This is a genomic window from Haemophilus sp. Marseille-P9675 (assembly GCF_916862695.1).
GTDB classification, from domain to species: domain Bacteria; phylum Pseudomonadota; class Gammaproteobacteria; order Enterobacterales; family Pasteurellaceae; genus Haemophilus; species Haemophilus haemolyticus_K.
In genome coordinates this window covers 16,996-31,673 of the sequence record NZ_CAKASP010000004.1, presented here as the reverse complement: position 1 = coordinate 31,673, position 14,678 = coordinate 16,996, and the positions used below count along the sequence as shown (strand labels likewise).

General features: G+C 38.4%; 12 protein-coding genes and 2 tRNA genes. 5 read left to right on the top strand and 9 right to left on the bottom strand.

Translation table 11 applies throughout. From position 1 onward, the window contains the following. Nucleotides 1-28: 28 nt before the first annotated feature. A complete protein-coding gene (gene mfd / locus LIX50_RS07030) occupies nt 29-3,469 on the bottom strand; it encodes a transcription-repair coupling factor (protein ID WP_048953062.1) in 3,441 nt (1,146 codons plus the stop codon). A gap of 191 nt (nt 3,470-3,660) precedes the next feature. Between mfd and LIX50_RS07025 the strand changes: the two genes are divergently transcribed. Continuing rightward, nucleotides 3,661-4,428, top strand: coding sequence for a TOBE domain-containing protein (locus tag LIX50_RS07025; protein ID WP_048953063.1), 768 nt, complete (start codon nt 3,661-3,663; stop codon nt 4,426-4,428). A gap of 95 nt (nt 4,429-4,523) precedes the next feature. On the opposite strand, the gene LIX50_RS07020 is transcribed toward LIX50_RS07025, so the two are convergent. From LIX50_RS07020 to rsgA, 7 genes are all read right to left on the bottom strand, one after another. After that, on the bottom strand, nt 4,524-4,979 hold the full coding sequence (locus LIX50_RS07020; RefSeq protein WP_048953064.1) for an NfeD family protein: 456 nt from the start codon (nt 4,977-4,979) through the stop codon (nt 4,524-4,526). An 83-nt stretch (nt 4,980-5,062) separates the two neighbouring features. Beyond that, nucleotides 5,063-5,980 (bottom strand): SPFH domain-containing protein, encoded by a 918-nt coding sequence (locus tag LIX50_RS07015; RefSeq protein WP_005628412.1) that lies wholly within the window; start codon nt 5,978-5,980, stop codon nt 5,063-5,065. 79 nt (nt 5,981-6,059) lie between these two features. Then, nucleotides 6,060-7,259: a mannose-6-phosphate isomerase, class I gene (manA, locus tag LIX50_RS07010; protein WP_048953065.1), complete on the bottom strand. Its 1,200-nt coding sequence runs from the start codon at nt 7,257-7,259 to the stop codon at nt 6,060-6,062. Nucleotides 7,260-7,353: 94 nt separating this feature from the next. Further along, entirely contained in the window at nt 7,354-7,854 is a 501-nt protein-coding gene (gene crr, locus LIX50_RS07005; protein ID WP_048953066.1) for a PTS glucose transporter subunit IIA, read from the bottom strand. A gap of 61 nt (nt 7,855-7,915) precedes the next feature. Further along, nucleotides 7,916-9,643, bottom strand: a complete 1,728-nt coding sequence (gene ptsI / locus LIX50_RS07000; protein WP_048953067.1) for a phosphoenolpyruvate-protein phosphotransferase PtsI — start codon at nt 9,641-9,643, stop codon at nt 7,916-7,918. Nucleotides 9,644-9,722: 79 nt separating this feature from the next. Then, nucleotides 9,723-9,980 (bottom strand): phosphocarrier protein Hpr, encoded by a 258-nt coding sequence (gene ptsH / locus LIX50_RS06995; RefSeq protein ID WP_005635899.1) that lies wholly within the window; start codon nt 9,978-9,980, stop codon nt 9,723-9,725. 159 nt (nt 9,981-10,139) lie between these two features. Continuing rightward, on the bottom strand, nt 10,140-11,180 hold the full coding sequence (gene rsgA, locus LIX50_RS06990) for a small ribosomal subunit biogenesis GTPase RsgA (protein ID WP_048953068.1): 1,041 nt from the start codon (nt 11,178-11,180) through the stop codon (nt 10,140-10,142). Between the two features lie 70 nt (nt 11,181-11,250). Between rsgA and orn the strand changes: the two genes are divergently transcribed. The 3 genes from orn (at nt 11,251) to LIX50_RS06975 (ending at nt 12,069) form a co-directional block, all read left to right on the top strand. Next, nucleotides 11,251-11,799 carry an oligoribonuclease gene (orn, locus tag LIX50_RS06985; protein ID WP_009500975.1) on the top strand — a complete coding sequence of 183 codons (549 nt, stop codon included), beginning with the start codon at nt 11,251-11,253 and terminating at the stop codon, nt 11,797-11,799. Between the two features lie 93 nt (nt 11,800-11,892). Continuing rightward, a tRNA-Gly gene (locus LIX50_RS06980) sits at nt 11,893-11,968 on the top strand. Nucleotides 11,969-11,993: 25 nt separating this feature from the next. Next, nucleotides 11,994-12,069: transfer RNA gene (locus LIX50_RS06975), tRNA-Gly, on the top strand. A gap of 129 nt (nt 12,070-12,198) precedes the next feature. Here the strand turns inward: LIX50_RS06975 and wecA are convergent. Beyond that, nucleotides 12,199-13,266 (bottom strand): UDP-N-acetylglucosamine--undecaprenyl-phosphate N-acetylglucosaminephosphotransferase, encoded by a 1,068-nt coding sequence (gene wecA / locus LIX50_RS06970; protein ID WP_048952663.1) that lies wholly within the window; start codon nt 13,264-13,266, stop codon nt 12,199-12,201. Between the two features lie 122 nt (nt 13,267-13,388). Here wecA and hemL point away from each other — a divergent pair, with 122 nt between their 5' ends. Then, nucleotides 13,389-14,672, top strand: coding sequence for a glutamate-1-semialdehyde 2,1-aminomutase (gene hemL / locus LIX50_RS06965; protein WP_048952662.1), 1,284 nt, complete (start codon nt 13,389-13,391; stop codon nt 14,670-14,672). Nucleotides 14,673-14,678 lie beyond the last annotated feature (6 nt).

Below are 14,678 nucleotides of genomic sequence, written 5' to 3'. Positions count from 1 at the left end.
AGTCCGATCATGATGATCGGACTTCTTTTTATGAAGCAATTGCTTTCAACAAATCTACCACAAATTCTAAGCGCACTTTGTTATCAGATAAATCTTTCATGAACTTAAATTTCAATGGACCATCAAATCGATACACAATAGGTTCTTTTTGAATTAATTGAATAAATTTATCTGGATTCACTTGTGCTTTTGGTGAAAACTCAATAAAACCGCCTTGCATTCCTGCATCAATTCGCACAACTTTCAACGGCTCAACCAACAAACGCAATTCTGCAATTTGCAGTAGATTTTTTGTCGCATCAGGCAATAATCCGAATCGATCTATCAACTCAACTTTTAACTCATCCAATTCTGATTTACTCTCTGCTGCGGCAATTCGTTTATAAAAGGATAAACGCATATTCACATCACCTAGATAATCATCTGGCAATAAAGCAGGCACGCGCAATTCAATATCTGCTTGTTGTTGAGTCAATTCTTCTAATGATGGTTCACGCCCTTCTTTTAATGCTTTAACCGCCGCATCCAATAATTCCATATAAAGCGAAAAACCGATGCTTTCAATTTGTCCGCTTTGTTCATTTCCAAGTAATTCGCCTGCGCCACGAATCTCTAAATCATGAGTAGCCAAGATAAAACCAGCCCCAAGGTTATCAAGATTTTCTAACGCATCTAGGCGGCGTTCAGCATCTTTTGTCATCATTTTTGGCGGTGGCGTAAGCAAATAAGCATAAGCCTGATGATGTGAACGCCCGACTCGTCCACGTAATTGATGCAACTGAGCCAAACCAAAATGATCTGCTCGTTCAATAATAATGGTATTTGCCGTTGGCACATCAATACCCGTTTCGATAATGGTTGAACAAACTAAGACGTTATAACGCTGATGATAAAAATCACTCATCACACGTTCTAACTCACGTTCTCGCATTTGTCCGTGCCCCACAATCACTCGTGCTTCAGGTACAAGTGCGGTGAGTTTTTCTGCTGTATTTTCAATACTTGCGACATCATTATGGAGATAATAAACCTGCCCGCCACGTAAGATTTCACGCAAAATTGCTTCTCGTACAACAAGATCGTCATTCTGGCGGACAAAGGTTTTAATACTTAATCGGCGAGCAGGTGGCGTAGAAATAATGGAAAGATCACGAATACCATTCATCGCCATATTGAGCGTACGCGGAATTGGCGTTGCCGTTAGCGTAAGAATATCGATATTCGCACGGAGCTGTTTAATTTTCTCTTTTTGGCCCACACCGAAACGATGTTCTTCATCAATAATCAACAAACCAAGATCATTAAATTTTACATCTGATTGAATTAATTTATGGGTACCAATCAATATATCGACTTTGCCTTCTGCAAGATTTTCCAGAATTTGTTTTTGTTCTTTTGCAGTTTTAAAACGGGATAACACTTCTACGTTCACCGGCAAATTTGCAAAACGATCCTTAAAATTCTCATAATGCTGTTGGGCTAACAGTGTAGTTGGCACTAGCACTGTAACTTGCTTATGATTCATCACAGCCAAAAATGCGGCACGCATTGCCACTTCAGTTTTACCAAAACCTACATCACCGCAAACAAGGCGATCCATTGCTTTTGGCTGACACATATCAGAAATTACCGCATTAATTGCCATTTCCTGATCGTAGGTTTCTTCAAAAGGAAAAGTTGCGGCAAACTGTTGAAATTCTTCACGATCATATTTAAAGGCAAAGCCTTTCTTCGCTTCACGTTGTGCGTAAACATCTAGTAACTCGGCCGCAACATCACGAATTTTCTCCGCTGCTTTTTGGCGTGATTTCGCCCAAGCCTCGTTACCCAATTTATGTAATGGCGCACTTTCATCAGAACCACCGACATAACGGCTAATCAAATGTAATGAAGTGACTGGCACATAAAGTTTTGATTCATTTGCATAATTTAGCAGCAAATATTCTGCTTTAATGCCACCTGTATCTAAGGTGACCAAACCGCCATAACGCCCCACACCATGATCAAGATGCACAACGGGTTGCCCTATTTTCAGCTCGGCAAGATTGCGCACAAGCGTGTCAGGATTAATCGTTTTACGTTTATCTCTAGAACGTTGTTGAACACGTTCGCCAAGTAAATTAGCTTCGCCAAGAATCGCGACAGGAAGCGATTGTTCAATAATAAAACCTTGTTCAAGAGAGCTGACTAACAAGCTAAATTTTTCATTTTCAGCCTGTTCCAAGAATTGAATTTGTTTTGGCTTGAGTTTTAATGGTGAAAGCAAATCAAGCAAAGTCTCTCGGCGACCTTCCGTCTCCACAGAAAACAGTATATTTCCTTTAAAATGCTCAATAAATTGGCGTAATTGCCCCAATGGTTCTTTTTGCTGGGATTGAACGGTCACTTCTGGTAAAGCAGCAACAGGTAAATTTTTCTGGCGTACCGATGACCGCACTTTTTCCGCTTTAAATGTAATGCGTGGATAAGATTTCAATCGGCGATTGACTTCATCAACATTAAGCCATAATTTTTCAGGCGATAAAAGGGGACGCATCGGATCCACTTTACGTTGTTCATAACGCTGTTTTACATCTTGATAAAAACGTTCTCCTTGCGTTTGATTGTTTTCCATATCCACAAACAGCGTTTGTTCTGGCAAATAATCAAACAAAGTCGCCATTTCAGAAAAGAAAAGTGGTTGCCAATATTCAATGCCAGAAATCAAGGTACCTTTACTGATTTGCTGATAAATATGTTCGGGATCTCGGCGAATTTCACCAAAAGTTTCACGAAATTGCGCACGGAAAAATTCAATCCCTTTGTCATCCGTTGGAAATTCGTGAGCAGGCAAAAGATTAATTGAGTTAATTTCATCAAGAGTACGTTGCGTATCCACGTCAAAAGTGCGAATGGAATCAATTTCATCATCAAAAAAATCAAGACGAAAAGGCACCGCACTTCCCATTGGAAAAAGATCCAACAAGGCTCCACGAACCGCATATTCACCATGTTCCAATACTTGCTCCACAGCACGATAGCCCGCGGCTTCCAATTGTAAGCGCATTTTATCGATGACCAAACGATCGCCTTTTTTAATCAGAAGCACATTGTGTTGTAAATATTGTGGCGGGCAAAGGCGTTGCATTAATGTCGAAATCGGCAATAAGAAAATGCCTTTTTTCGCATTTTGTAAATGGAAAAGCGCACTTAAACGAGAGGAAATGATTTCTTGATGGGGAGAAAAGGTATCGTAAGGTAAGGTTTCCCAATCAGGAAAAAGGCATACATTTTGGCTGATTAATTCCGATAAAACACGTGATAAACGCACCGCACTTCGCGTATCTGGTGTCACCACTACTGTTAAATTTTGATTTTGCTCTGCAATTTCACTAATCGCCAATGCATCAGCGCCGGGTAATACATTGCCTAAAATTTTGTGATCATTGGGTTGGGTAGGAATATCAGGTTGGAAAAAAGCCGTTTTCATAAATATCAATAACGCATTAATGCTTGTTTAAAAACTGACGAACAGTTTACTGAAGTTCATAATATATTTCAACAATCAACTGTTTAAAAAAACAGTTAATTAATATTATTCAAAGATAGTTTATCCGCCAGAGCGTTTTATCTCATCTATTTTCATAGTAAAATGTCCGTATTGTGATAAGGAACAGAAAAATGAAAAATACCGAGATCTTACTCACCATTAAACTTCAACAAGAACTTTTTATCGATCCAAAACGAGTGCGTTTACTCAAAGAAATTCAACAATGCGGTTCGATTAATCAAGCAGCGAAAAATGCAAAAGTGAGCTATAAAAGTGCGTGGGATCATTTAGAAGCGATGAATAAAATCAGCCCTCGCCCATTGCTTGAACGAAATACAGGTGGAAAAAATGGCGGAGGTACGGCACTTACCTCTTATGCCGAGCGTTTGCTGCAGCTTTATGATTTATTAGAACGTACGCAAGAACACGCTTTTCATATTTTACAAGATGAATCTGTTCCGTTAGATAGTTTACTCACGGCAACTGCACGTTTTTCTTTACAAAGTAGCGCACGCAATCAATTTTTTGGACGAGTGGCACAACAACGAATCATTGACTCTCGTTGTGTTGTGGATGTGAATGTGCAAGGATTACCAACCCCATTGCAAGTTTCTATTACCACTAAAAGCTCGGCTCGTTTGAAACTCATTACGGAAAAAGAAGTGATGTTGATGTTCAAAGCACCTTGGGTGAAAATTAGTGAAAAACCACTAGAAAATCAGGCTAATCAGTTCCCTGTAAATATCAAATCACTAAATGAAGAAGAAGCCATCCTTCAATTTGCTGACAGCGACATTGAATTTTGTGCCACGCTCCACCAACCAAATCAATGGCAAATCGGGCAACAGGTTTGGATTCACATTGATCAAGAGCAAATTATTTTAGCTACGCTAGGTTAATCTCAAAGTGCGGTAAATTTTAGAAGAACATTTTAATCATACAAAAAAAGACAGGCCTAGCGCCTGTCTTGTTTATTATTAATTAAAATCCTAAACTAATTAGAAATATTTTTTACAATCAGCGTAATACCATCCACACGTTCAACTTCAATCAATGCTCCAACCGTGAGATTATCACCTTGAATGCGCCAAGTTGTGTCGCCAAACGCGCCTCGACCAATTCCATTCACGCCAAGTTCTTGAACAACACCTTGTTTACCAAGTAACGCATGATCTCGCTGATTTAATGTTGAATGATATTGATCATGGCGATCTTTACCATGTTGATATTTCCACCAAATCACTGAAAGTATGCAAGCTAATAGCGCGTAAAAAATAGCAAGTGAGGCAAGAGAAAGGCTGGGAAAAAGAAATTGTACAAATGCCGTCACTAAAGCTGCTAATCCCCACCATAGCAAAAATATCCCAGGTGTAAGCACTTCACCAATAAGCAAAATAAAACCTAAAATCAGCCAGTGCCAAAGCGTCCAATTTATTAACCAATCCGCCATAGATTCTCCTATTTGTTGTAAAGGCTTTTTATTACAAAAGTGCGGTGATAAACGATTAAAAAAATCACCGCACTTTATCTAAATTAAGATTTCTTATCGCCCTTTAATAACTCCGCAATACCAGCAACAGAACCAATTAAATTGCCAGCTTCTAATGGCATAAGCACGACTTTACTGTTTCCTGAACTTCCGATTTCTTTCAATGCTTCCGTATATTTTTGTGCAATAAAGTAGTTAATCGCTTTGGTGTCACCGCTGGTAATTGCTTCTGATACCATTTGCGTTGCTTTTGCTTCAGCTTCTGCTGCTCGTTCTCGAGCTTCAGCTTGTAAAAAGGCTTCTTGTCGCTCCCCTTCCGCTTTTAAAATTCTAGCTTGTTTTTCACCTTCAGCACGAAGAATCTGAGCCTGACGAATCCCCTCAGCCTCTAATACTTCAGCACGTTTATTTCGTTCCGCTTTCATTTGAGCATTCATAGAATCAATCAATTCACGAGGCGGACGAACATCACGAATTTCAATACGGGTTACTTTAATCCCCCATGGATTTGTCGCTTCATCCACAATAGCCAATAATCGACTATTAATAGAATCACGTTGGGAAAGCATTTCATCAAGCTCCATCGAGCCAAGCACGGTTCGAATATTTGTCATGGTTAAATTGATGATAGCTTGTTCCAAATGGTTTACTTCATAAGCCGCACTTCGGGCATCAATCACTTGGACAAAACAAACCGCGTCAATAGAAACATTGGCGTTATCTTTAGAAATCACTTCTTGGGAAGGAATGTCTAAAACTTGTTCCATCATATTAATTTTACGACCAATACGATCAACAAAAGGCACCACTAAATTTAGCCCTGGCATTAACGTTCTTGTGTAACGACCGAAACGTTCGATTGTCCAGTTATAGCCTTGTGGTACGGTTTTCACTGTAGAAAACAAAATTAATGCGACTAATATCACAAAAATTAATGTGGAAATAGCGAATCCATCAAGCATATTTTTCTCCTTTAGTGGATAGATTGTATAAAAAGTCTATCAAATCCACCCGCACTTTTATAGCCTATTTTGTATAAAATTAAGGCAATTTTGCTATCACTGCATAGCCTTCAATTAAACCTTCCACCTCATAAGAAGCATTCTCGGTAATGAAAGCTGCCTCGCCTTGTTTAAAAGAAAGTGCGGTCGTTTCTGAGCATAAATTTAATTGGCCATTCATCACCAATAAAATACTCGCACTTTGTGCTTTTAAATGATGAGTTTCACCACATTCATATTGAATATTTTGCAAAGCGAAATCTTGCGCAGGCGTAGCATAAGTAAATATACGCGCGTCCTGAGGTGCCGACGGGATAATTTTAGGCTCCACTTCACGACAATCTACAATTTTAAGCAATTCTGGAATATCCACATATTTAGGCGTTAAACCACCTCGAATCACATTATCTGAACAAGCCATCAGTTCAATATTTTGCCCACGCAAATAAGCGTGCGGAATGCCAGCATCTTGGTAAATTCCCTCACCTTTTTTGAGGTGCACAATATTAAACAAATAGAAGCAGATTAAACCTGCATCTAATTTATCTAAAGAAATATTCATCGCATCAATGGTGTAAAGCACCCAATAATCTGGATTAGTTAAATCCAGATTATTAGCCTCATAAGCAGTTTGATTTTCCAACAGAATTGGAGAAAGCCATTGGTGTAGCTGAGCTTGTTCTACTTGCATAATATCGGCATAGAAAGCATGTAAATCTTGTTTATGTAATTTTTTTGCAAGCGGGGCTAAAGATGATCGCGATGCTAAAGTTTCGATAATATCCGATTTATTTTTAAAACCATGCAACAACCAGAAATCAGATAAAGCAATCATCATTTCAGGTTTATGATTGTTATCTTTATAAGTTCGTGTTGATGCTTTTAAATCAATGCCTTTCTCATTTTCTTCCGCAAAACCTATCTCAGCTTGCGTTTTTGTTGGATGAAGTTGAATGGAAAGAGGTTGGGCGACATCAAGAATTTTTAATAAATACGGTAATTCATCACCAAAACTTGCTCGGCTTTGTGCGCCAAGTGCGGTAGGATTTTTCTGTAAAAATTCAGTAAGTAATACATTTTTACCATCGACTTCAATAGTTGAAGGCGCAGAATGATGTGCGCCTAACCACCATTCAGCATAATATTGATTTTCTTCTGTAGGAATATTCAGTAATTGAGGAATATATTGATGCCCTCCCCATACGTAGTGTTGGAGTGAGCCAGTAAGTTTATAGATCATTTTTAATTTTTCCGGTTGAATCCTATCTACACCACAGTTTTATTTGCATAAATAAAAAATCCGCACAAAGGCGGACTTTTTTATCGTAAAGAAATTATTTAGTTAAGCTTAATACCACTGACTCTCCAGCGACCACTTCACCTGATTTTTTCACGATGCAAGAAATTTCATCCATATTGGAAATAACAACGGGTGTTAATACAGATTTTGCTTTTGATTCTAATAAAGGAAGATCAAATTCAATCACAGTATCACCGCGCTTAACAGATTGACCTTCTTGCGCAATACGAGCAAAGCCTTCGCCTTTCAACTCAACGGTATCAATACCAAAGTGTACAAATAATTCTACACCTTCTTTTGATTCCATTGAGAAAGCATGATTGGTTTCAAAAATTTTACCAATCACACCATCCACTGGCGCAACGATTTTGTTACCGGTAGGACGAATAGCAACACCATCACCCACGATTTTTTCAGAGAAAACTACATCGGGAACATCTTCAATATTTACAATCTCACCAGAGATAGGTGCATAAATTTCAACTTCCACAGATTTGTTTTCTTTTGAACCGAATAATTTGTCAAATAAGCCCATTTTAATCTCCTATCAATTCATAGATTGGCTGTTATTTTAACGTAAAATCAAACAATTTTGTTTAATTTAATGCATTTTCCGCCAAAAATTCTTCGATTAACTGCTCAATTTCCGAAGCGGTCGGTTTTTGTAATGCGGCATTAGCAAGGGCTTTTGCATCTTGAAAATTCACATTACGGATTAATTTTTTAATTCGAGGTACGGAAATAGCACTCATACTAAATTCATCTAATCCCATACCAAGTAACAATAAGGTTGCACGTTCATCACCGGCTAATTCACCGCACATTCCCGTCCATTTGCCCTCTGCGTGAGAAGCATCAATTACTTGTTTTATTAAACCAAGTACAGATGGCTGCATCGGATTGTAAAGATGAGAAATTAACTCATTGCCTCGATCCACCGCCAAAGTATATTGGGTTAAATCGTTAGTACCGATACTGAAGAAATCTACTTCTTTTGCTAAGAATTTTGCATTTACAGCAGCAGATGGTGTTTCAACCATGACACCCACTTGGATATGCTCATCGAAAGCTTTTCCTTCTGCACGTAATTCCGCTTTTAATGTTTCAATAACCGCTTTTAATTCTCGAATTTCTTCTACAGAAATAATCATCGGGAACATCACGGCCAATTTACCAAACGCTGAAGCACGTAACACCGCGCGTAATTGTGCATTTAAAATTTCACGGCGATCTAACGCAATACGAATCGCACGCCATCCCAAGAATGGATTCATTTCTTTTGGTAAATCTAAATATGGAAGCTCTTTATCGCCACCAATATCCATGGTACGAAGCACGGTTAAACGCCCGTTCATTGCCTCTACGACTTCTTTATAGGCGATGAATTGTTCTTCTTCCGTCGGAAGCTGTTCACGATCCATAAATAAGAATTCAGTTCGGTATAAACCAATACCTTCCGCGCCATTGCGATCTGCTCCTTCACAATCACGGATTGTCCCAATATTCGCGACAACATCAACCTTGTGTCCATCCAATGTGATTGCAGGAAGATCTTTTAATTTAGCTAACTCGGCTTTTTCCTCAGAAATTTTAGCTTCAAGTGTTTTTAATTCATCAATCTGAGATTGCATTGGATTAATATAAACTTGATTATTTATGGCATCTAAGATTAAATAATCACCTGTATTGACTAATTCGGTCACATTATTTGTGCCCACAATCGCTGGTAATTCTAAAGAACGCGCCATAATAGAAGTATGAGACGTTCTACCACCAATATCAGTGACAACCCCTAATACTTTTTCAAGATTAAGTTGAGCAGTTTCTGAAGGAGTCAGATCATAAGCAACAAGAATTGATTCTTCTTGAATATCGCCAAGATCTACTATGTACATGCCCAAAATATTTTTAATTAAACGGTTACCAATATCACGAATATCTCCAGCACGCTCTTTCAAATATTCATCATCGATCTCCGACAACATTGTGACTTGTTGATCAATAATTTTGCTCGCTGCAACTGCGGCATTGACTTTATTTGAACGAAGATAATCAAGAATTTCTTCTTCTAATTCTTCATCCTCAAGAATCATCAAGTGACCTTCAAAGATCGCGGCTTTTTCTTCGCCTAAAGAAATTAATGCGCGCTCTCTGATTGAATTAAGTTGTTCCACCGCCAATGCCCGACCTTCATAAAATCGAGCAATTTCTGCGTCAATTTGATCATCAGTAATTTTTTGCGTATCAAGAACAATCTTTTCTTCTTTGAGAACAAGTGCCTTACCAAAGGCAATACCTGGGGATGCGAGAATGCCAGAAATCATAGATACCTTCCGAAATAATTAAAAAAGGGATAGATAAACAATAGCCATAAAATTTCTCAATTTTATGGCTAAGTCAGTATTATTCTAAGGTTGGAATTAAAGCAACTAAATGGTCTACAGCCTGTTGCTCATCTTCACCTTCTGCAGAAATGGTAATCACTGTTCCCTGTGTTAACCCTAATGTTTGTAGCTTAAACAAACTTTTTGCACTTGCGCTCTTACCAGCAGACGTTACTGTGATATCAGAAGAAAAGGCTTTAGCTTCTTTCACAAATTGCGCAGCTGGGCGAGTATGTAAGCCATTTGGCGCAGTGATTTCGACATCTTTTGAGTACATAATGCTACCTCTACTAAATAATAGTTAAAAAATAAAAACTAAGAAATCGCCTTAGTATCCTTGTTCAAAGCAAAATAATCAACAATAAACACAAAAAACTTAAACTAAATTGTGAAAAAGCAACAAATATGCCTATTTTTTAGCCACCTTACGCAATCGTTAAACTACTGAAAAATGACGTTGTGATTTTGTTTCACTTAAACTTTCAATTAATCGATGGTAATTATCATAACGCACTGGCGAAATTTTCCCTTGCTCGACCGCTTCACGTAATGCACATCCTGGATCGCTCAAATGTTTACAATCACGGAATTTACAAGTTCCCAAAACATATTGAAATTCTCGATACCCTTTTGTGATTTGCTCCGCATCTAAATGCCAAAGCCCAAATTCTCTAATTCCTGGCGAATCAATTAAATTACCACCTTGTGGCAAATGATAAAGACGCGATGATGTCGTCGTATGTTGCCCTAAGCCTGATGTTTCACTCACATCACCTACTTGAGCGTTTACGCTAGGCAAAATATGATTAATTAGACTCGATTTACCAACACCAGATTGCCCAACAAAAATCGCCGTGCCTTGTGCCAAAAGTGCGGTCAATTTTTCCATATTTTCACCACTCTTTGCTGAAATCATTAAAATTTCATAGCCAATATCTTGGTAAATTTTGAGTTGATCTTCAATTTCTTGACGCTGTTCTTGTGCCAATAAATCCACTTTATTCAAAACAATGAGAGGCGTGATTCCTGCAATTTCACACACAACAAGATAACGATCGATAATATTTAAGGAAAGCGTTGGCAATACTGCTGATACAATAATAATACGATCAATATTCGCCGCAATGGGTTTCAAACCATCATAATAGTCCGGACGGGAAATTTCATTTTCTCGAGGGTGAATTGCCTCAATCACGCCACTCACACCTTGTAATTGTTCATTGCCTTTACGCCAAACGACTTTATCTCCCACCACCAAACTCGACAAGGTACGGCGCAAATTACAACGATAAATTTCACCTTGTTCATTTTCTACATCAGCATGAATCGAATAACGCGTTACCACAACACCTTCTTGTGATTCGCCAAGCATTTCATCTGACCATTCAATCTCTTTTTTCTTATGGCGATGTAATGCTTTCGCATTATTCGATTGAATTCTTCTAGTTTGGTTTTGAGTTAATTTACGTTTAGCCATAAAAGTGCGGTCGTTTTTTCCCTTGTTTTTGGTAAAATGAAAAAAATTTTTGCATAGGATACCTGATATTATGCCATTCGATAAACAAAATCTTATTTGGATTGATTTAGAAATGACCGGTTTAGATCCGGAAAAAGAACGTATTATTGAAATTGCGACTATTGTGACAGATAAAAATTTGAATATTTTGGCAGAGGGCCCGGTATTAGCTGTTCATCAATCTGATGAATTACTCAATAAAATGAATGATTGGTGCCAAAAAACACATAGTGAAAACGGCTTAATTGAACGCGTAAAAGCCAGCAAACTCACCGAACGTGCAGCAGAATTACAAACCTTAGACTTTTTAAAAAAATGGGTTCCCAAAGGTGCGTCGCCAATTTGCGGTAACAGTATTGCGCAAGATAAACGCTTCTTAGTGAAATATATGCCTGATTTAGCTGATTATTTTCATTATCGTCATTTAGACGTTAGCACATTAAAAGAACTTGCAGCACGTTGGAAACCTGAAATTTTAGAAGGCTTTAAAAAAGAGAATACGCATTTGGCGCTAGATGACATTCGAGAATCGATTAAAGAGCTAGCTTATTATCGCGAACATTTCATGAAATTAGATTGACGAAAACTTCAACAAAAAATTTCTTTTTATGAAATTGCCCTTGCAAGCCCTAAAAATATTTGTATAATGCGGGCTCATTCACTGATGTGAACTGCGGGAATAGCTCAGTTGGTAGAGCACAACCTTGCCAAGGTTGGGGTCGCGAGTTCGAGCCTCGTTTCCCGCTCCAAATTTCACATTATAAAAGCATTATTGCGGGAATAGCTCAGTTGGTAGAGCACGACCTTGCCAAGGTCGGGGTCGCGAGTTCGAGCCTCGTTTCCCGCTCCAAATTTCAATCCCTAGCCAAAAGGCTAGGGATTTTTTCTATCTATAAAAATAGATCACCAAAATGTTAAAAGTGCGGTGAATTTTCTCAAAAAATAAAGGCTTGTGATTTAATAACACAAGCCTTTATTTTTATGCTTTCTTCAACCGTTTGGCTCGACGTTTCATTCTTCTTACCCAACGAGTAATTCGCCATGCACGCGTAATTGAATATACATAAAGGAAAAATAAAATGAAAAAGCCAATAAACATCGCCCACTCATTCACATAATAAATTTCCCCTAAAATACCAATCGTTGCACAAATTGCAGAAACAAATGTAATCAATAAAAAGGCTTGTCTTGATGTCAACCCAGCTCTCACCATTAAATGATGGACATGTAAACGATCTGGGCGGAATGGGCTCTTACCTTTACGAACTCGGCGATAAATAATCGCAACCATATCAATCAAAGGAATCGCAATAATCCAAAGTGCGGTGACTGGATTCATAGGATGCCCTTTTCCTTGTGTACTCAATAACAAAATCCAAATAATGGTAAAGCCAATTAATGTACTTCCCGCATCCCCCATAAACACCTTATATTTCGGGCCAAATGGAATCCCTAGATTTAGCATCAAATAAGGCAAAATCGACGCAATTAAAGCAAAACTCCAATGCGCCATATCCATTTGCCCATCTCGATACATCAAGAAACCAATCGCGGCAAAAGAAACGCAAGAAAGCCCACCGAGCAATCCATCAATACCATCAATCATATTAAAGGCATTAATAATCGCAATAGTGGCAAAGACGGTAATAATCAAACCAATTGAACCAAGCGTTAACTGGAAGGGCCCTAAAATCTGACCTAGATGATCCAGATAAACATTCCCAAGATCGATCATTAAAATCGCCAGAATTGCTTGAATTCCCGCTCTTAAGAAAGGACTGATATCAAAGCGATCATCTAAAATCCCAATCGCCAATAAAACAAAAATACTGAACAAATAGAGATACGGTAATCGAAGCTGATCCCATTCCATCAGGTAATAGCAAAGATTACCAACAAAAAGTGATACGCCACCAATTAGCGGAATTGCACCCTGGTGGCGTTTGCGATAATTTGGTTTATCAACTAATCCAATTTTATTTGCAATTGGACGCATTACGATAAGCGTAATAAATGCGCCTAAAAACGCAACTAAAAGACTCAACATAATTTGATCCTAAAAATTTTTTGTAAAGGATAACATAAGGGAAATTTACCAATAAAGATATTTTTAACAAAGAGTCTATTTTTCAGTACAATACCGTCATTTTTATAAGAAAGGAAAAAACAATGACAGATTCAACCGCACTTTTTTCTCGTGCTCAGTCCTTTATTCCAGGTGGAGTAAATTCCCCTGTACGCGCCTTTAAAGGCGTTGGTGGTACCCCCGTATTCATTCAAAAAGCGCAAGGTGCCTATATTTATGATACTAATGGAAAACAATATGTTGACTATGTTGGTTCTTGGGGGCCAATGATTTTAGGCCATAATCATCCATCGATCTTAAATGCTGTACTTAAAGCGGCTGAAAATGGTTTAAGTTTTGGTGCTCCCACCCCTTCTGAAATTGATTTAGCAGAACTGGTCTGTAATATTGTCCCTTCTATTGAAATGGTGCGTATGGTGAGTTCAGGCACCGAAGCAACGATGACGGCAATTCGCCTTGCTCGTGGTTATACTGGTCGTGATAAAATCTTAAAATTTGAAGGTTGTTACCATGGTCATTCAGACTCATTGCTTGTAAAAGCAGGCTCGGGGGCATTAACACTTGGTCAACCAAGCTCTCCAGGCGTACCTGAAGATTTTGCGAAATATACATTAACGGCAGAATACAATAATCTTGACTCAGTAAAAGCGCTATTTGAACAATATCCTGATAGTATTTCTTGTGTCATCATCGAGCCTGTAGCTGGCAATATGAATTGTGTTCCACCGAAATCGGGATTTTTACAAGGAATACGAGAACTTTGCGACAAATATGGCGCACTTTTCATCATTGATGAGGTTATGACAGGTTTTCGTGTGGCACTTGCTGGAGCACAATCTTATTATGGTGTAACACCTGATCTTACAACTCTAGGTAAAGTTATCGGTGGTGGAATGCCTGTCGGTGCGGTAGGGGGTAAAAAAGCTATCATGGAATATCTTGCTCCAACTGGTCCGGTATATCAAGCGGGTACACTTTCTGGTAATCCTATTGCAATGGCGGCGGGTTTAGCTTGCTTAAACGAATTGAAAAAACCAGGCAATGAACAACAACTTGCAATAAAAACAGAGAAACTTTGTCTAAGATTAAAATCTCTTGCCGAAAAACATCATGTACCTTTTGTCGTAAACTATGTAGGCGGTATGTTTGGTATTTTCTTCACTGAACAACAGGAAATAACATCCTATGCTGAAGTCATGAAATGCGACACCGAGAAATTTAAAATTTTCTTCCATAAAATGTTAGAACAGGGGATATACCTTGCGCCATCTGCTTTTGAGGCAGGATTTATGTCGCTCGCCCACACCGATGAAGATATAGAGAGAACGCTTTCGGCTGCAGATATTGCTTTTTCAGCGATTGCTTAGCGTTAA

What these genes read in the sequence shown, in the direction of transcription:
- LIX50_RS07025 (WP_048953063.1), top strand. Translation starts at nt 3,661, where the DNA reads ATGAAAAATACCGAGATCTTACTCACCATTAAACTTCAACAAGAACTT.
- mfd (WP_048953062.1), bottom strand. Translation starts at nt 3,469, where the DNA reads ATGAAAACGGCTTTTTTCCAACCTGATATTCCTACCCAACCCAATGAT.
- ptsH (WP_005635899.1), bottom strand. Translation starts at nt 9,980, where the DNA reads ATGTACTCAAAAGATGTCGAAATCACTGCGCCAAATGGCTTACATACT.
- wecA (WP_048952663.1), bottom strand. Translation starts at nt 13,266, where the DNA reads ATGTTGAGTCTTTTAGTTGCGTTTTTAGGCGCATTTATTACGCTTATC.
- orn (WP_009500975.1), top strand. Translation starts at nt 11,251, where the DNA reads ATGCCATTCGATAAACAAAATCTTATTTGGATTGATTTAGAAATGACC.
- ptsI (WP_048953067.1), bottom strand. Translation starts at nt 9,643, where the DNA reads ATGATTTCTGGCATTCTCGCATCCCCAGGTATTGCCTTTGGTAAGGCA.
- hemL (WP_048952662.1), top strand. Translation starts at nt 13,389, where the DNA reads ATGACAGATTCAACCGCACTTTTTTCTCGTGCTCAGTCCTTTATTCCA.
- manA (WP_048953065.1), bottom strand. Translation starts at nt 7,259, where the DNA reads ATGATCTATAAACTTACTGGCTCACTCCAACACTACGTATGGGGAGGG.
- crr (WP_048953066.1), bottom strand. Translation starts at nt 7,854, where the DNA reads ATGGGCTTATTTGACAAATTATTCGGTTCAAAAGAAAACAAATCTGTG.
- LIX50_RS07015 (WP_005628412.1), bottom strand. Translation starts at nt 5,980, where the DNA reads ATGCTTGATGGATTCGCTATTTCCACATTAATTTTTGTGATATTAGTC.
- LIX50_RS07020 (WP_048953064.1), bottom strand. Translation starts at nt 4,979, where the DNA reads ATGGCGGATTGGTTAATAAATTGGACGCTTTGGCACTGGCTGATTTTA.
- rsgA (WP_048953068.1), bottom strand. Translation starts at nt 11,180, where the DNA reads ATGGCTAAACGTAAATTAACTCAAAACCAAACTAGAAGAATTCAATCG.